The organism is Paraburkholderia sp. SG-MS1 (assembly GCF_012275575.1).
Classification (GTDB): domain Bacteria; phylum Pseudomonadota; class Gammaproteobacteria; order Burkholderiales; family Burkholderiaceae; genus Paraburkholderia.
Map to the genome: position 1 here is coordinate 112,896 of NZ_NPIH01000274.1, position 17,374 is coordinate 130,269.

Sequence of the window (17,374 nt, forward strand, 5' to 3'; positions counted from 1 at the left end):
GTCACTGCCGCTCGAATACACAATGAAAAAGGGAAGCAAGGCCGCCGAGCCTGATACCAACGGCATCCCGTCCGATACGCCGCGTGCAGACGCCCGGCGCAAGTACGACCCCGAACAGACGAAGCGCAACATCCTCGACGTCGCGACCCAGGAATTCTCCGCGATGGGACTGACGGGCGCACGCGTCGACGCCATCGCGGAACGCACGAACACCACCAAGCGCATGCTGTACTACTACTTCGGCAGCAAGGAAGGGTTGTACCAGGCCGTGCTGGAAAAGGTGTATGGCGACATTCGCGCGCTCGAACAGGATCTGCACGTCAGCGAACTCGATCCCGTCGAAGGCATGCGCGCGCTGGTCGAATTCACGTTCGACTATCACGACCGTCAGCGTGACTTCGTGCGCCTCGTGACCATCGAAAACATTCACGGCGCGAAGTACGTCGAGCAGGTGAAGACGTTCAAGGGCCGCAACGTCACCGTCATTCACACGATCGAAGATCTGCTCGCGCGCGGTATCGCCGCCGGACAGTTCCGTAGCGACCTCGATCCGATCGATCTGCATCTGCTGATCAGCTCGTTGTGCTTTCACCGCGTCGGCAATCGCCATACGTTCGGCACCGCGTTCGGCCGCGATCCGTCTCATCCGCGCCTGCGCGCAAGGCATCGCGCGATGATCGTCGACGCAGTGCTGCGTTTCGTGCGCAAGGAGGATTGAAGCGGGCCTGAACCGGTATCGCCCTGTGTCAGGCCAGCATGAAAATGAAAACGGGACGTGGGCTTTGGCCCACGTCCCGTTTCTCATTGGGCCAATAAAAGGCCGTTCAATCCGCCAGCACGATCCGCTTGATATCGCCAACGATGAAGATGTACGACAGCGCGCCGATCAGTGCGACCGCGCCGATGAACACCAGCGCGCCGACGAACGAGCCGGTTGCCGCAACGATGAAACCCACCACCAGCGGCGTGATGATGCCGGCCAGATTCGCGGCAAAGTTGAAGATGCCGCCGGTCACGCCGAGCAGCCCTTCGGGCGCGATATCCGACACGAGCGTCCAGCCCAATGCGGCCATTCCCTGTGCGAAGAACGCCACCGACAGGATCGCGATCACCACCACGTTGCTCTCGACATAGTTGGCGAGAATGATGGTCGACGCGAGCAGCAGGCCGGCGATGATCGGCAGCTTGCGCGCGACGTTCGGCGAGATGCCGCGGCGCAGCAGCCAGTCGGAGAACACGCCGCCGAACATCACGCCGATCGACGCTGCGATGAACGGCATGATCGCGAAGAAGCCGATTTTCAGCCACGCCATGTGGCGCTCGGTGGCGAGGTACGTGGGAAACCACGTGAGGAAGAACACCAGCGTCGAATTGCCCGCGAACTGCCCGAGGCAGATGCCCGTCAGTTGACGATGCTTGAGCAGGCGTCCGATGGTGCGCCATTCGAAGCCGCTCTTCGCAGGCGCCGCCACGGCGTCGCTCTTGCGGCTATGCGTGAGACCGCCGCCCGCTTCGATATAGTCCAGCTCTTCCTGATTGGCCCGCGGATGCTCGTGCGGTTCGCGATAGAACATCCACCAGATCAGCCCGAACACGATGCCCACGCCGCCCACCACATAGAACAGCGAACGCCAGCCGAACGCGCCCATCAGCATGAACAGGAACGGGCTGAAAAACGCGAGGCCGATATATTCGCCGACGGTGTACGTGCCCGTCGCCATCGCGCGTTCGCTTTGCGGGAACCAGGTGGCCACCACGCGGCTGTTGGTCGGAAAGCAGGGCGCCTCCGACACGCCGAGCCCCAGCCGGAACGCGAACAGCGCGCCGATACCGTGCACCAGGCCTTGCGCGAGCGTGCACAGGGACCAGAGCGTCATCGAGAGGAAATAGGTCACCTTGCTGCCGAAGCGGTCGAGAAACAGGCCGCCCGGAATTTGCGCGGCCACGTAGCTCCAGGAAAAGACGGAGAACAGCAGCCCCATCATCGCGGCATTGATGCCAAGTTCTTTGGTCAACTGCGGCGCCGCGATGCCGAGCACCGTGCGGTCCAGATAGTTGATCATCGTGCCGACTGCGAGCAGTCCGAGAATCTGATAACGGGCCTTCGAGCGGCGCGCGGTGTTCACCGTGGCGCCCTTCTGATGAGGCGTGCTGGAAGAAGTGGATTGAATCGGTTGCGACATGTCGAGCTAGTCTCCTCGTTCTGTTTATCGTTGCAGCAACGACTGAAAGTGCGTATACACGCGTTCGGCGTCCGGCTCGAGCCCCGTGAAGATGCGCATCGCGTCGACCGCCTGATACACCGCCATGCCGCCGCCGCTCAGCGTGCGGCAGCCGAGGGCTTCGGCTGCCTGCAGCAAGGCGGTGCGGATGGGGAAATAAACGATGTCCGCGACCCACAGATCGCGGTGCAGCAATTCGACCGGCAACGGCAGGCCCGGCAATTTCGCCATGCCCGTGGGCGTCGCGTGAATCAGACCGTTGGCGGCGGCGAGCGATTCGGCGAGCGACGTGCCGGCGCTGACCGTGCTGGACGGAAAGCGCTTTTGCAATTCGTCGGCGAGCGAAGCGGCACGCGCGGCGTCCACGTCGAACAGCGTGAGCGAATGCGCGCCCATCTGCAGCGCCGCATGCGCGACGGCCGCGCCCGCGCCGCCCGCGCCGAGTTGCACGACGCGCTCCAGCGATACGTCGGGCAAGCCGCGCTGGAAGGCACGCGCGAAGCCGGACCAGTCGGTATTGTGGCCGATGCGCTTGCCGTCCTTGAACAGCACCGTGTTGACCGCGCCGAGTGCGCGCGCGTCGTCGGACAGTTCGTCGAGCAGTGGAATCACCGCCTGCTTGCACGGATACGTGATGTTCAGACCGTTGAAGCCCATGCGCTCGGCGGCGTTCAGCAGGTCCGGCAGCGCGGCGGCGTCGAGCTTCAATGCTTCGATATCGATGCGCCGATACACGTAATGCAGGCCGAGCTTGCTGCCCTCCTCCTCGTGCATCGCGGGCGTCAGCGATCCGCCGATGCCCGCGCCGATCAGGCCGACCAGATACGAATTCGGCGTCGCCTGGGAGCTGACCAGCGCGTTCGCTGGTACGTTTGCTTGTGTGTTCGCTTGTGTGTTCGCTTGTGTGTTCGCTTGTGTGTTCGCTCGTGTGTTCGCTTGTGTGTTCGCTTGTGTGTTCATTTGGCCGCCCTATTCTTAAGGATGGTCGCCATCCGCTCCAGAGCGAAGACATAGCCCTGCGTGCCGCAACCAACGATGATCGCGTCCGCCACCGCCGACACATACGAGTGATGGCGGAACGCTTCGCGCCGATGCACGTTCGAGATATGCACTTCGACGACCGGCTTGTCGATCGCGGAAAGCGCGTCGGCGATCGCAACCGACGTATGCGTGTAAGCGGCGGGATTGATCACGATGCCATCGACCTTGGTGCGCGCCGCGTGCAGCCAGTCGATCAACTGATGCTCGGCGTTCGACTGGCAGAAGTCGACCCCGAGACCGAGGCGCTCGCCCGCGTCGCGGCACAGCTTCGCGACGTCGTCGAGCGTTTCCGCGCCATAGATGGCCGGCTCGCGCGTGCCGAGCAGATTGAGGTTCGGTCCGTTGAGGACCAGTACGGAGGCAAAACTCATGACAACGACTCCTGCAAAGTAAGGCGCCACCTGACCACGCCATTCGTGGTTGCTCCTCGACGTGGAGCGAAGTGTGCACCCATCGACGAGTCTCGTCATTGGGGGTTTCTACGAATTTGTACCATCTAGTTAGTTTGTATAAACTGGCGAAACTTCCGTTAGAGTGGGCAATTCTGGCCTGCGTCTTGCGCATGCACATCACCAGCCGGCGTGTTTGCGCATTGCAGCATGCAGCGCGCGACACGCGCGGGCGCGCCGCGCTAACCGTCGTGCGTATTCTTCCACTGCCGTTCTGATTGTTTTTGCAGGAGCCGTTCATGCAACGTTCGATTGCCACCGTATCGATTAGCGGAACCCTCGTCGAGAAGTTGACCGCGATCCGGGCGGCGGGCTTCGAAGGCGTCGAGATTTTCGAGAACGATCTGCTGTATTTCGACGGCTCTCCCGCCGACGTGCGCCGCATCGCGGAAGATCTCGGGCTCAAGATCATGCTGTTCCAGCCGTTTCGCGATTTCGACGGCGTGAGCCCGGAGCGCCTCGAACGCAATCTGGACCGCGCGAAACGCAAGTTCGACGTGATGCACGAACTGGGCACGGACCGCATTCTCGTGTGCAGCAACGTGTCGCCCGACACCATCGGCGACGATGCGCTGATGGTCGATCAACTGGGCGCGCTGGCCCGCGCGGCCGAGGCGGCGGGCGTGATCGCCGGTTATGAGGCGCTCGCATGGGGTAAGCACGTCAAGACTTACCGCCACGCGTGGAAACTCGTCGACGCGGTGAACCATCCGAACCTCGGGCTCGTGCTCGACAGTTTTCACACGCTGTCGCTTAACGACACGGTGGACGCAATCGCCGAGATTCCGGGCGACCGCATCGCGTTCGTGCAGATCGCCGACGCGCCGAAGCTCGCGATGGACGTGCTCGAATGGAGCCGCCACTACCGGTGCTTCCCCGGCCAGGGCGATTTCGACCTGGCGAACTTCACCGCGCAGGTCGTGAAAACGGGCTATAAGGGTCCGCTTTCGCTGGAGATTTTCAACGACGGCTTTCGCGCCTCCCCCACCACGATCACGGCCGCGGACGGTCACCGCTCGCTGCTGTTCCTCGAAGAACAGACCCGCGCGCTGCTCGAAACGACTCCGCAACCGGTCGGCGACCTGTACCGTTCGCCGGCGGCGCCCGCGCACGTCGGCTACCAGTTCCTCGAGTTCGCGGTCGACCACAGCACGCGCGCGCAACTCGTCGACTGGCTCGGCAAGCTGCGTTTTCGGCAGGCCGGCGAGCATCGCTCGAAAGAGGTCACGCTGTTCCAACACGGCGCCGCGTCGATCGTGCTGAACGCCGAGCCCGATTCGTTCGCCAATGCGTTCTTCCAGCAGCATGGGCTGTCGCTGTGCGCGTCGGCGTTTCGCGTGGACGACGCCAATCAGGCGTTCGAACGCGCGGCCGGCTTCGGCTACGCGCCGTTCTCCGGTCAGATCGGCCCGAACGAGCGCGTGCTGCCCGCCGTGCAGGCGCCTGACAGCAGCCTGAACTATTTCGTCGACGAAACCCCGGATCAGCCCACGCTGTTCGAAGCTGATTTCATCCTCACCGACGTCAACGGTCCGACTGAAGTGGGGCCGCTTTCCCGTATCGATCACGTGTGTCTGTCCGTGCCGGCGAATTCGCTGGATACGTGGGTGTTGTTTTTGAGAACCGCGCTGGGCTTCCAGGCCGAGCCGGGCGTGCTGGTGCCCGACCCGTACGGACTAGTGCGCAGCCGCGCGCTGCGCAGCCGGGATGGGTCGGTGCGGATCGTGCTGAACGCATCGGTCGATCACCACACGGCGGTGGCCGAAGCGCTGCATACGTATCACGGCTCCGGCCTGAACCACGTGGCGTTCAGCACTGGTGACATCTTCAGCGCGATTCCTGAATTCGTCGCCGATGGCCTGCCGGTATTGCGCATCCCGCGCAATTACTACGACGATCTCGCCGCGCGTTACGCGTTGCCCGACGAGGTGCTGCAGGCGTTGTGCGCCAGCAATATCCTGTACGACCGCGATGAGCGTGGAGGCGAGTTTTTTCACGCCTACACGGAACAACTGGATCAGCGCTTTTTCCTGGAGATCGTCGAGCGGCGTGGCGGCTACGACGGTTATGGCGCGGCTAATGCTGCGGTGCGGCTTGCTGCGCAGGCGCAGCGGCGCAAGTAGGCGGCGGGCGGTTTGCTTTTCGCGCGGACCGGGGACGGGGGTTGGCTTGCGGTTGGCGGTTGGCAGTTGGCGGTCGGCGGTTGGCCGTTGGCGCTTCAAGCTTGATACTTGCAGTCTGAAGCTTAGCGGTTCGGCAGACCCGGCAGACGGCGCAATTCCAGCCGCACCGTCACCCGTCTCAGGCACGCCACATGCGACCTCACCTCGGGCATCCGCGCCGTCCCGATATAATGGCGCCTGATTTTTGCGGCGCACGCCGCGCGGCCGCGCCACATACGGGGGTCACATCCCTGTCGGCCGAATGAAACGCCAGGAGAGATATGAAGAAGTTTGCCGCAGTCCTGTCAGTTCCCCTGCTCCTCAGCGCTTGCGCGTACTTTCAGAAGAATCCGGACGCCGGCGAGCCCGTCACGGACACCACCACGCAGCGTTCCGTCAACGACGTCGTCGCCTGCCTGACCCAAGTGGCCACCCGCCACGACGCCGCGTTCAAATCCACTGCGATCCCGCAAGGCCAGATGCTCGATTTCGGCGATTCGAACATCATCAAGGTGCGCAGCGACAATGGCGCCACCACTTACCGTTTCTATGCGGGCAAGCGCCATGTCAACAATCTGTGGCTGGAGTCGGCCGGCAAAACCTGCGCGCCGTAAGGGTTTGCGGGTTAAGGAACCGTAAGCGGGACGCCTGGAAAGTTGTCCCGTTGCAATGTTCATGTCACGGTGTTACAGGACAATGAAGTCTTAAGAATCGTTTAAGACTCCGTCCGCATGATCCCCCGGACACGACCCCGCACGAGGTGCGCACCATGAACCAGTCCGATCCCAACACGAACGACACGCCAGCGCCGGCAAAGCGCCCCACCATATTGCGCCGTCTGCTGAGCCATCACGAACTGGCGACGCTGCTACTGCTGTTGCACGCGCCGATCGACGCGTCCGCGAAACCTGAGATTCCTCTGCTCCACGAAGCCGGTCTGATCGAAACGGTTTCCGGCGACGCTGGTTCATCGCATATCCGCCTGACGCGCGAGGGCAATGCAGTGCTGCGCGGGCTCGGCGTCAAGTAACGCGAGCCGCGCCTTAGGCCGCCGACTCGCGCGTCCAGGCAAGAGACCCGACGTGCCGGTGTCAACGCGTTTCGGCCCGTTCACGCGCCGGGCACCCAAGCATCCACACTCACTCCCACCCGGTTCAAGCCTGCCACACACCGTATCCCGCTTCGCGCAGCCCGATCGCCAGTTCCACTTCCATATCCTGTGCGCCGCGGTAAGGCATGGGATTGAACACTTCGTATAGTTCAGGCACAAGACGCAAGCCGTAATCGCGCACATAGCGGTTCGCCTGAATGCCGGCCTTATGCCGGTCAAAGCGCAAGTCAGGGTCCAGTCCCGTCATCCCCACGTACACGCAAGGCTTGTCGAACCGGTAGTCCGGATTGGCGCGGCGAAAGCGCGCCTCGTTCCAGACCGCGTCGTCGAGCGCGACGACGTACACGCAGTAGTGATGCTTGCGACGAACCATGGGCGGCGGTTCAACTCCGCGAGGTGCCGTGCAGCAGCATCCGGTATTCGCTCGGCGTGACGCCGACGGTCGCCTTGAATTGCCGCGTGAATGCGCTGTGGTCGGTGTAGCCGCAGAGGGCGGCGACATCGGTGACCTTGTCGTGCGAGACCAGCAGTGCGGTGGCCGCGTCCAGACGCGTTTTCAACAGCACCTGACGCGGCGTCAGATGAAACACTTTATGAAAGTAGCGCTCCAGTTGCGCGACCGACATATCCGCCATCGCAGCGAGCTGCTTCAGATTCAACGGCTGCACGTAGTTTTGCTGGATCGACTGCACGACTGCTGCAAGCCGGCTGTAGGCCGGGTGGCTGCTTTCGTCCGCTTTCAGATCGCGGGAAGTGCCGGCGAGCCCGACCACCTTCCCCGCGGGATCCCGCAGCGGCTGCTTGCACGTGAGACACCAGCCAGGCTGGCGGCCGGGATACAGGTGCAATTCCAGTTGGTCCAGCATCTGGCTGCCGACGCCGATGATCGCCTTGTCTTGCGCCGTGTAAATCCGCCCGAAGCGGCGCGGGAACACATCCTCGGCGGTTTTGCCAAGCAGCGCAGACTTTTCCTTGAAGCCGCAACGCGACGCCAGCGTGCGATTGACGAGCGCATAACGCGCGTCGGCATCCTTCACGAAGAACACGACGTCCGGCATCGCGTCGAACACCGGCTCGAGCAACCTGAAGTGCGACAGCATGTCCGACAGCGTGGCATTGTCCGGTTCGAGCGGATGAGCGAGTGTGTTCATCGTGCGGGTCCCGTTGGTCCGTTGCTGAAAAGGCGTATTCGCGAATCGCTTTGGCGCAGTTGGTCGATTATAAAGCGGCGCTTGAGCCGACAATATCCGGAGCCATCCGGCGACGTGTGCGTGCGGCAACGTCAGTCACCCGGCGGCGGCTGCGCGCCAGGCGTCATCAACGTGCCGATTTGCGCCGGACTGAACGGGGGACGCGGCGCGGCGGCCGGCCAACCGAAGTACACGCTCGCCGCCGCGCCGCAGATTCGTCCCTGGCACGCGCCCATACCGCAACGCGTATGCAGCTTGGCCTCGCGCCAGTCCGCGCAGTGGCGCACCTCGCCGAGGCTCACGTCTTCGCAACGGCACAGCAGCGTGGCATCGGCGGGCGGCGTGCGCGCGGCGTCCTGCAACGCGAAGGCGGTGTTGACGCGTCGGCCGAAGCGGCGCCAGCGCGCCCGTGTCGAATGCAGCGCCGCGCGCTTTGCAGCGGCAGCGCCGCTCGCCGCGAGCCCGGCGATCTCGCCCTCGACACACGCCAGTTCGGCGCCGCCGATGCCAGTGCATTCGCCTGCCGCAAACACACAGTCGACCGACGTGCGCTGCTCGCCGTCGACGACGATCTCGCCCGCGTCGCTGATCGCGCAGCCGAGCGCCTGCGCGAGCGTGATGTTCGGCACGAGTCCGTAGCCGCAAGCGACGCGCTCGCAATCGAGCGCCACCTCCGGCTGGCCGCCACGCCGAATGATCGCTCGCTGCACGCGGCCCGCGCCCTGCACCTCGCGCACGATACTGCCGGTCCAGTAACGCAGCCCTGCGAAACCACGCGTCATGCCGAGCGCCTGCCGCAACTTCGCAGGCTCGGTCAGCAGTGAAGCGCCGAAGCGCGCGACCTCGAACGCCGGCGCCTGCTCCACCACCGCTACCACCCGCGCACCGGCCGCGCGCGCTGTGGCGAGTGCGGCGATCAGCAAGGGACCGCTGCCGGCGATCACGATCCGTTCGTCACGCACCGGCATGCCGCCTTTGATCAGCGCCTGCAACGCGCCTGCGCCGGTGACGCCGGGCAAGGTCCAGCCCGCGAACGGTAAAAGCCGCTCACGCGCACCGGTCGCGAGGATCAATCGGTCATAGCTGATGCACACACCACCCAGTTCCGCCGATTCGAGCAACAAGCCGCGCGAAGCCAGTGGTGCGATTACGCGAGTCGATGGCCAGTGGGTAAGCTTGCTCTGCCGTTTCAATGCAACGAGAAGCGTGCGCAGCGGCGCTTGCGGCGCCTGCCCCGGACCTTGCCGCCATATCTGGCCACCGGCGCGCGGATTGTCGTCGATCAGCGCGACCGTGGCGTTTTCGCGCAACGCTGCGTGTGCGGCGTTCAGGCCCGCAGGCCCGCTGCCGGCCACGACGATGTCGAAGTGCAGCGTCATCGCGTGAGCGCCGCGTCGTGCGTGTGGATGATCTGGCCTGCGCGGCACAGTGTCTGGCAAGCCAGCGCATGTGACCGGCCATCGATCGAAACGCGGCACTCCTGGCACACGCCCATACCGCACAACGCACTGCGACGCTCGCCGCCGACCGAGAGCCGCGAACTCTTCACACCCGCGAGAACGAGTGCGGCGGCCACGGTCGTGCCGGCTTCGACATCGATACTCCGGCCATCGATGGTCAAACGGATGCGGGCCGTGTCAGCGTCTGCGTCAGTCATGAGCCACCTGCTCGACGAAACGGATGGGCAAATAAGGTTCCACGGGAATCGGCATGGCGCTCGCCGTGATCTGCGCGGCGAGTAGTCTGGCGGTGGCGAGCGAGGTCGTCACGCCCAGCCCCTCGTGACCGACAGCGAGCCACACACCGGGCGCAAACTCGCCAGCCGGTCCGATCAGCGGCAATCCGTCCGGCGAGGCCGCGCGAAAGCCGGTCCACGCGCGAATGCCGTTGAGCGTCGGCAGCACCGGCAGATAGCGCGCGGCGCGTTGCAGCATCTGCGCGAGTACAGGCATTTCGACGGCGGGATCGTTGGTGTCGAACTGGCGTGACGAGCCGATCAACAGTTGCCCCGTGGGCCGCGGTTGCACATTGAATGCCACCGACGTACCGGCCGCGTGGTGCGCGCTCTTGATATAGCCGAGCTCAAGCAGCTGATGACGGATCAGTCCAGGATAGCGGTCGGTGATCAGCAGATGTCCCTTCTTCGCTTGCAGGGGCAGTCGCGGCACGAGTTGCCGCGCGCCGAGCCCGTTGGCCACGATCACATGCGCCGCGCCGATGCGCTCGCCGTCGGCCAGCGTGACGCCGCCCGCGTGGACCGACGCAACCGGCGCTGCGAGCCGCACGTGGATGCTCGCAGCATTGGGCGATTGCGTCAGCAGCCACCCGGCGGCGGTGGGCGCATACACGATGCTGTCGTGCTCGATACGCAAGCCGCCTGTCAACGACGCGGCCAATGCCGGCTCGCAGTCGCGCAGTTCAGCTGCGCTCAGCAGTTGGGCGGCGACGCCCTGCGCTTCGAACGCCGCCCGCATCGCGCGGGCGGCCTCCCATTCCTCTTCGTCGGCGGCGGCCCACAGCGTGCCACAACGCGCAAACGCGTCGCGCGCGCGCAACTGCGGCGCGAGTGTGAGCCACAAATCGCGAGAATAGCGGCTCAGCGCGAATTCCGCGGGCGAGTCGTTCATCACGACGATATGGCCCATACCCGCCGCCGTCGCGCCGCCGCCGATGCGCCCGGCGTCGAGCACGTCGACCCGCATGCCGAGCGCGGCCAGTTCCGCCGCGCATGCAGCGCCGACAATACCGGCCCCGACGATCACCGCGTCCGCGCTCATGCCGTGCGAATGCCCCACGCGAATGGATCGCGCTCGTCGAAACAGATCCGTCCTTCCGCCATGATGTGCGCATGGCCCGTGATGGTGGGAATCACCGAGAGGCCGTCGCCCGCCTGAACGTAGCTCGCTTCGAACACGCTGCCAATAATGCTTTCCTGCCGCCACACCGCGCCCTCGGCCAGCTTGCCGTCGGCCGCGAGACACGCGACTTTCGCGCTGGTGCCGGTGCCGCACGGCGAGCGGTCGTATGCATTGCCGGGACACAGCACGAAGCTGCGGCTGTCGATGCCGTCGCGCGAACCGGGTCCGAAGAGTTCGATGTGGTCGATCAGCGCGCCATCCGCCCCGGTGATTTGCTGGGCGATCAGCGCATCGCGAATCGCCGAACTGAACGCGGTCAGCTCACGAACATCCGACGCGTCCAGTAAGCGCCCATGATCGGCGACGAGAAAAAACCAGTTGCCGCCCCAGCCGATATCGCCGGTCAACGTGCCACAACCGGGCACATCGACGCGCACCGCTGCACGATAGCGATAGGCCGGCACGTTGCGCACGGCGACGCTGCCGTCGTCGTTAAGCATCGCTTCGACCACGCCGACCGGCGTCTCGATCCGGTGATGCCCGGCGCCGATCCGTCCCATATGCGCGAGCGACACGACGAGCCCGATCGTTCCATGTCCGCACATGCCGAGATAGCCAACGTTGTTGAAGAAGATCACAGCGGCCGCGCACCTGGCGTCGTCCGGCTCGCACAGCAGCGCACCGACCACCACGTCCGAACCGCGCGGCTCGGTGACGATGCCCGCGCGCCAGTCATCGAAGCGCGTGCGGAAGATGTCGAGCCGTTGCGCGAGCGTGCCGCCGCCGAGCTCGGGGCCACCTGATACCACCAGACGGGTCGGTTCACCGCCTGTGTGCGAATCGATGATATTCAACGTTTTCATGACGCTCATGGTAGGAACGGCGAGCATGCGGGTCTTGGTGAGCGTGCGCGTGGATTGTGACGATTTCGGCATAGCGGTGAAGCGAGGATACGGGTGCGCTCGTGGAGAACGCTCGCGCGGCGCGCCCTTGCGGGCAGTATGCGTCGGATATCACGGCGACCGTGGATGGACGGCTTTACTCACCTGCTTTCGACTAATGACGGGTGCTGCCGCCAATGCGCTTTGCAACTTGATTCCCGCGGTAAAACCACGTCTTCATACATCGATCGACTATGCCCAAATCGTCATCCGCCGCGCGCGCTTCACGCAAGACAGCAACATTTTCCCTGCTTACACTTCGCTTCGACATATCACACTCGGGAGAGCAGTCGTGGCGCATATCTGGGAAGGCGTATTGCCGGCAGTCACCACCAAGTTCCACGCGGATTTCAGCATAGACCGTGGGTGGACCGGCCAAAACATCGAAGCGCAGATCAATGCGGGCGTGGACGGCATCATCGTGTGCGGCTCGCTGGGTGAGGCGTCGACGTTATCGCTCGACGAAAAGCTGCAGGTGCTCGACGTTGCCGTCGACGCTGCGCGCGGCCGCGTGCCGGTGCTGTTGACGATCGCCGAAAACAGCACGCTCGACGCCTGCCGCCAGGCCGAAGCCGGCAGCAAGCATGGCGCAGCGGGTTATATGGTGTTGCCGGGGCTGCGTTATCTGTCTGACCGACGCGAGACGCTCAACCACTTTCGCAGCGTCGCCGATGCGAGCGCGCTGCCACTGATGATCTACAACAATCCGCTCGCCTACGGCGTCGACATGACGCCCGACATGTTTGCGGAAATCGCCGACGAAAAGAAGATCGTCGCAATCAAGGAATCATGCGGCGATGTGCGGCGCGTGACGGATCTGATCAACGTGGTCGGTGACCGCTTCGCGATTCTTTGCGGCGTCGACAACCTCGCGATGGAAGCGATGCTGATGGGCGCGCACGGTTGGGTCGCCGGTCTGGTATGCGCGTTTCCGCACGAGACGGTGGCGATTTACAAGCTGCTGACAGCGGGACGCCTCGAAGAAGCCCGCGCGATCTATCGCTGGTTCGCGCCGCTCCTCGCGCTCGACGTATCGCCGAAGCTCGTGCAGAACATCAAACTGGCCGAGACGATCGTCGGTTTGGGCACCGAGCCCGTGCGCCCGCCTCGTCTTGCGCTCGCGGGCGACGAACGCAAGGCGGTCGAAGCGCTGATTCGCCGCGCGATCGAAACACGGCCGACGCTGCCAGCCGTTTGAGGCGGCAGGAGGGGTTAGCCGCCGCACGTGGCGAGCCTGTGCGACGAGGACCAGCACCCCATGAGCCTCGCGTTGCAGCGAGATATTTGAATCAACCAGATAGCACACGTTGCAATCTATATCCGTAGCCATACAACGGCATTAGGCGATAGCCATTCTGTGGTCGGAGGCCCAGCTTTGTTCGGAGCATCGAGGCGTGCGTGCTCAACGTCCGCAACGCTGGCTCGTCGGGCGCCCTTCTCCACACCGCCTCGATAATCTGCGCGTTCGGTAACGGCGCATCCAGATGCTGGAACAGGAGCAAGGCGAGCGCAAACTGTTTTGGCGTCAACGATATGAGTGCGCCACGCAATCGTAGTTCTCCGCGTCCGGAGTGGAACTCGAAATCGTCAAAAATCTGCGGACCAGACAAGTCGATCGGCGCGGAACATCGCCGTAAAAGCGCGCGAGTGCGCGCCAGCAGCATGGCCGATGTGATCGGTTTGACGAGATAGTCATCAGCCCCCGAGTTCAGGATCGATGACATGTCGTCATCGCTCGCACGTGATGTCAGAAACAGGACCGCAAGCGTGCGTGGAAGGTTCGCTCGAACCCAATGAAGCACTTCCGTCCCAGGCCTGTCCGGAAGCATCCAATCGAGCACCAGAAGGTCAAACGTCTGCCGCCGCAACTCGTGCAGCAACGCGCTACTGTCGACAAACTCCTGACATTGATAGCCTGCGCCTGTCAGTTGGTGAGAGACAAACTCCCGAATCTCCCTGCAGTCCTCAAGTACAGCGACCTTCATAATAACTTCCTACGATCGTCCAGCATTCGCCTTTTGCATTCTGCAAAAGCGCATCATTCGGTTAACGTTTGTCGTCGTGAAGACAGCGGTAGCCGCTGCCTGACATTCAATCCTTCATGATTGCGCTCAACGAACAGGTAAGGATGGCGAACGAGTCTACGATGATTCACGTTTTGACACGGATATTTCGCCCCCCGTTCTGGCAGGCAGAGTAAAGACACCATGGTTGATGACGGCGCTCGGCCCGCGAAAGCCTTTCCTTCCACGCCGACAAACGAAGTGACTCCAGGCAAACCATTCATTCCATTGCACAGAAACTTTGCGGCAGCGATCTGTCAATCGTTGACAGCAACGTTACGGGCGCGCTGTTAGCATGGAAAGTGCCAACGCTCTGAGAGCAGAAAGTCTTTATACGATGTGCCCTCGCAGTCCCGTCATTTGTGTTTCCTCGTCCTGTTATCGATGCACTACCCGTTTCTAAACGTTGTCGAGTACATTCTCATTTCGCTTGGGATATTGGTCCTCTTCTTGGTAGTCGACCGGAACGCAAGCAAGAGTATTAGCTCGATCAACGATTGCTCACAGCAGTCCTATGTAGCCGCATCGTGCGAAACAGGAGGTGCCGACGCGACACCTTGTTCGCCACATTGCGTTGAGGAAAAAGACATCTAATGGTCTTAAAGTCGCCCTTTTGCGACACTTGGCATCAATCGAAGCAGCCGCCGGTCTCCGGGAGAGAACATCTCCTGATAAGCTCGGTGCGAAGTTCGATCGAACTGATGGTGATATTGGAAGTGCAACGCAGATCTTTCCGGCGAGATCCTTCACTGCGCGCCGCATCAAGCAAAACCTAAAAAAATTCCGCCCCTCCCAGTCTCCCCAAAATCGAATCGACTCAACACAACCTGAACGATCTCAAGCAGCCCGTTTCGGCAAGGCGTCGCATTCTTCATCCGATTCAGCTTGACGCAAATGCAGCAGCCTGTAACCGCTCTTATAAACCGGTTGCAGACGAAATTCGTTCTGCGGCTCGATTTCGAGTAACAAACGCAGCCGCGACACGTGGCTGTCGATCGTGCGGGTGAACTCACGGAACTCACGGCCCCAGACCATGGCGAAGATATGGTCGCGCGACATCACGCGGCCAATGTTGGAAAAGAAGAGTGTCGCCAGCCGGTACTGAGTGCCGGATAGCGGCACCGGCTGATCGCGCAGCATGACAAGCTGCCGACGCGTATCGAAATGATAGGGCCCAACCTGGAAGCTCGCGCCGCCGAGGCGATCCGGATACGCGCGCCGCAACAATGCCGCGACGCGCTCGCGGAACTCGGCCGGGCGCAACGGCAACGCGACGTAATCGTCCGCGCCATTGGCGAAGGCACGCACCATGCTCTCTTCCAACGTGTCGCTCGATGCGAACATGACGGGCAGGCGGCCGTCGCCAACCGCGCGCACCGACCTCAGCACTTCGGCACCCGACAAACGGATGCCGTGCCAGTCCAGTACCAGCAGATCCACCGTGGAACGAGCGAGCGCCTTCGACATGGCAAGACCGTCGTCATAAGCCACACAGGCATGGCCGGCTCTCACAAGAGCTTGTTCGATCGACAAACGCATGACCGGGTCACGCTGAAGTACAGCAACGCGCATGGGTGGCTCTCAACGGGATAGCTGGGACGCCATTCTCCAGGGCATGTCGTCTCTATCCCATAGGAGCATTCTTAATTTTCATATTTAAGGAGCCGGTGCCGCGACGACGATTCAGAGCACTCCCAAAAAGCCCTGCTCCAGGGAACTTTCTTCCATCGAATTAAGCACTTCCCGAAGCGAGCTGCTTCCATCCTGTAAAATCCCGGCCTGGCCCTAGTCGTCATCGCGTTCGTCCTACCCGGGCGGCGCGCCGGTGTCCCGTGCTCTACCCAGCGCCTGCCACACTTCTCGCCCGACGACCGCCGTATTTCCACGCGCTACGTGTGGCTTCCCATTTCAAAACAACGACATAGCAATGCAAGCGACAAATCTGGGTGGAGCGCAGGCTGTCACCCCACGCCCTCTTGGGCGCAGCGACTATAAAACGCTCGGTCTCGCCGCGCTCGGCGGCGCGCTCGAGTTCTACGACTTCATCATCTTCGTGTTCTTCGCGCCGGCGATCGGCCAACTGTTCTTCCCAGCCGCGATGCCTGACTGGTTGCGCCAGGTGCAGACCTTCGGCATCTTCGCGGCCGGCTATCTCGCGCGGCCGCTAGGCGGCATCATCATGGCGCACTTCGGCGACCTGTTCGGCCGCAAGCGCATGTTCACGCTGAGCGTGTTGCTGATGTCGGTGCCGACGCTGATGATGGGTCTGCTGCCCACCTACGCCAGCATCGGCGTGATGGCGCCTGTGCTGCTGCTTCTGTTCCGTGTGATGCAGGGCGCGGCGGTCGGCGGCGAAGTGCCGGGCGCCTGGGTGTTCGTCTCCGAGCATGTGCCGCAGCGGCACATCGGCTATGCCTGCGGCACGCTGACGGCTGGCCTCACGGCGGGCATCCTGCTGGGCTCGCTGATCGCGTCGGCAGTGAACCACCACTTCGCACCGGAGGAAATCTCCGCGTACGCGTGGCGCGTGCCGTTCCTCGTGGGCGGCGTGTTCGGCATGTTCTCGGTTTATCTGCGCCGCTGGCTGCATGAAACGCCGGTGTTCGCCGAACTCAAGCAACGCAAGGCGATCGCCGCGGAAGTGCCGCTCAAGGCCGTGCTGCGCGACCACGGCCGCGCCGTGATCGTGTCGATGCTGCTGACGTGGATGCTGTCGGCCGCGATCGTCGTCGTGATTCTGATGACGCCGACGCTGCTGCAAAAGCAGTTTCACATCGCGCCGGCCACGGCGCTGCTGGCGAACTGCGTGGCGACACTGTGCCTGACGATCGGCTGCGTGATGGCTGGCTCGATCGCCGGGCGCATCGGCGCGGGGCGCACGATTTTCATCGGCGGCCTCGCGCTGGCCGTGACGTACTACGTGATGTTCCAGCAACTCGCCGTCGATACCTCGGCGCTGCTGCCGCTGTACGCGGTGGCCGGACTGTTCGTCGGCGTGATCGGTGCGATTCCGTTCGTGATGGTCAAGGCGTTTCCGCCCGTCGTGCGCTTCTCCGGCATTTCGTTCTCGTATAACGTCGCCTATGCGGTGTTCGGCGGACTCACGCCGATCGCGGTGTCGCTGATGATGAAGTCGAACCCGATGGCCGCGCCGATGTATGTCGGGGCGATCTGCATTCTCGGAGCGTTGACGACGCTGTTCATCAAGGAGGCGCCGCGGGCGGCTTGAGCCGGGCGGTGCACGATCCTGGATGACCGAGCTGTTACGCGACGACGGCGCGCCTTTGGGCGCGCCGTCGTTGTTTGGGTTTCCGGTTGCTGGCTGCCACGCCGGACA

17 protein-coding genes are annotated in these 17,374 nt (G+C 63.1%); 6 read left to right on the forward strand and 11 right to left on the reverse strand.

Annotated features, from left to right (window positions below):
- Positions 1-22: 22 nt before the first annotated feature.
- A complete protein-coding gene (locus CIC12_RS28090) occupies positions 23-718 on the forward strand; it encodes a TetR/AcrR family transcriptional regulator (RefSeq protein ID WP_168669057.1) in 696 nt (231 codons plus the stop codon).
- A gap of 106 nt (positions 719-824) precedes the next feature.
- Here CIC12_RS28090 and CIC12_RS28095 read toward each other — a convergent pair whose 3' ends face one another.
- From CIC12_RS28095 to aroQ, 3 genes are read right to left on the reverse strand one after another with little or no spacing between them, the layout of a single operon-like run.
- The gene (locus CIC12_RS28095) at positions 825-2,183 is read right to left on the reverse strand and encodes an MFS transporter (RefSeq protein WP_168669059.1); all 1,359 of its coding nucleotides are present in this window, start codon (positions 2,181-2,183) and stop codon (positions 825-827) included.
- Positions 2,184-2,207: 24 nt separating this feature from the next.
- The gene (locus CIC12_RS28100) at positions 2,208-3,182 is read right to left on the reverse strand and encodes a shikimate dehydrogenase (RefSeq protein ID WP_168669061.1); all 975 of its coding nucleotides are present in this window, start codon (positions 3,180-3,182) and stop codon (positions 2,208-2,210) included.
- Positions 3,179-3,634 (reverse strand): type II 3-dehydroquinate dehydratase, encoded by a 456-nt coding sequence (aroQ, locus tag CIC12_RS28105; RefSeq protein WP_168669063.1) that lies wholly within the window; start codon positions 3,632-3,634, stop codon positions 3,179-3,181. The genes CIC12_RS28100 and aroQ overlap by 4 nt, the downstream gene beginning before the upstream one ends.
- A gap of 317 nt (positions 3,635-3,951) precedes the next feature.
- On the opposite strand from aroQ, the gene CIC12_RS28110 reads away from it, so the two are divergent.
- From CIC12_RS28110 to CIC12_RS28120, 3 genes are all read left to right on the forward strand, one after another.
- Positions 3,952-5,835 carry a bifunctional sugar phosphate isomerase/epimerase/4-hydroxyphenylpyruvate dioxygenase family protein gene (locus tag CIC12_RS28110; protein WP_168669065.1) on the forward strand — a complete coding sequence of 628 codons (1,884 nt, stop codon included), beginning with the start codon at positions 3,952-3,954 and terminating at the stop codon, positions 5,833-5,835.
- A gap of 320 nt (positions 5,836-6,155) precedes the next feature.
- Positions 6,156-6,488: a hypothetical protein gene (locus tag CIC12_RS28115; RefSeq protein WP_168669067.1), complete on the forward strand. Its 333-nt coding sequence runs from the start codon at positions 6,156-6,158 to the stop codon at positions 6,486-6,488.
- A gap of 155 nt (positions 6,489-6,643) precedes the next feature.
- Complete coding sequence (locus CIC12_RS28120; RefSeq protein WP_121323282.1) at positions 6,644-6,904, forward strand: hypothetical protein; 261 nt, start codon at positions 6,644-6,646, stop codon at positions 6,902-6,904.
- 124 nt (positions 6,905-7,028) lie between these two features.
- Here the strand turns inward: CIC12_RS28120 and CIC12_RS28125 are convergent, their stop codons facing one another.
- The 6 genes from CIC12_RS28125 to CIC12_RS28150 all read right to left on the reverse strand — a co-directional run bounded on the left by CIC12_RS28125 (position 7,029) and on the right by CIC12_RS28150 (position 11,905).
- Positions 7,029-7,358, reverse strand: coding sequence for a hypothetical protein (locus CIC12_RS28125; protein WP_168669069.1), 330 nt, complete (start codon positions 7,356-7,358; stop codon positions 7,029-7,031).
- Between the two features lie 10 nt (positions 7,359-7,368).
- A complete protein-coding gene (locus CIC12_RS28130; protein ID WP_168669071.1) occupies positions 7,369-8,136 on the reverse strand; it encodes an AraC family transcriptional regulator in 768 nt (255 codons plus the stop codon).
- Between the two features lie 131 nt (positions 8,137-8,267).
- Positions 8,268-9,554, reverse strand: coding sequence for an FAD-dependent oxidoreductase (locus CIC12_RS28135; RefSeq protein WP_168669073.1), 1,287 nt, complete (start codon positions 9,552-9,554; stop codon positions 8,268-8,270).
- A complete protein-coding gene (locus CIC12_RS28140) occupies positions 9,551-9,832 on the reverse strand; it encodes a (2Fe-2S)-binding protein (protein ID WP_168669075.1) in 282 nt (93 codons plus the stop codon). The genes CIC12_RS28135 and CIC12_RS28140 overlap by 4 nt, the downstream gene beginning before the upstream one ends.
- A complete protein-coding gene (locus CIC12_RS28145; protein ID WP_168669231.1) occupies positions 9,825-10,952 on the reverse strand; it encodes an NAD(P)/FAD-dependent oxidoreductase in 1,128 nt (375 codons plus the stop codon). Before CIC12_RS28145 ends, CIC12_RS28140 begins: the two co-directional genes overlap by 8 nt.
- On the reverse strand, positions 10,949-11,905 hold the full coding sequence (locus CIC12_RS28150) for a 4-hydroxyproline epimerase (protein ID WP_168669077.1): 957 nt from the start codon (positions 11,903-11,905) through the stop codon (positions 10,949-10,951). Before CIC12_RS28150 ends, CIC12_RS28145 begins: the two co-directional genes overlap by 4 nt.
- 361 nt (positions 11,906-12,266) lie before the next feature.
- On the opposite strand from CIC12_RS28150, the gene CIC12_RS28155 reads away from it, so the two are divergent.
- Entirely contained in the window at positions 12,267-13,172 is a 906-nt protein-coding gene (locus CIC12_RS28155; protein ID WP_168669079.1) for a dihydrodipicolinate synthase family protein, read from the forward strand.
- A gap of 91 nt (positions 13,173-13,263) precedes the next feature.
- On the opposite strand, the gene CIC12_RS28160 is transcribed toward CIC12_RS28155, so the two are convergent.
- Complete coding sequence (locus tag CIC12_RS28160; protein WP_168669081.1) at positions 13,264-13,959, reverse strand: response regulator transcription factor; 696 nt, start codon at positions 13,957-13,959, stop codon at positions 13,264-13,266.
- Between the two features lie 915 nt (positions 13,960-14,874).
- A complete protein-coding gene (locus tag CIC12_RS28165; protein ID WP_168669083.1) occupies positions 14,875-15,609 on the reverse strand; it encodes a response regulator transcription factor in 735 nt (244 codons plus the stop codon).
- Between the two features lie 355 nt (positions 15,610-15,964).
- Here CIC12_RS28165 and CIC12_RS28170 point away from each other — a divergent pair, with 355 nt between their 5' ends.
- Positions 15,965-17,266 carry an MFS transporter gene (locus tag CIC12_RS28170; protein ID WP_168669085.1) on the forward strand — a complete coding sequence of 434 codons (1,302 nt, stop codon included), beginning with the start codon at positions 15,965-15,967 and terminating at the stop codon, positions 17,264-17,266.
- Positions 17,267-17,374 lie beyond the last annotated feature (108 nt).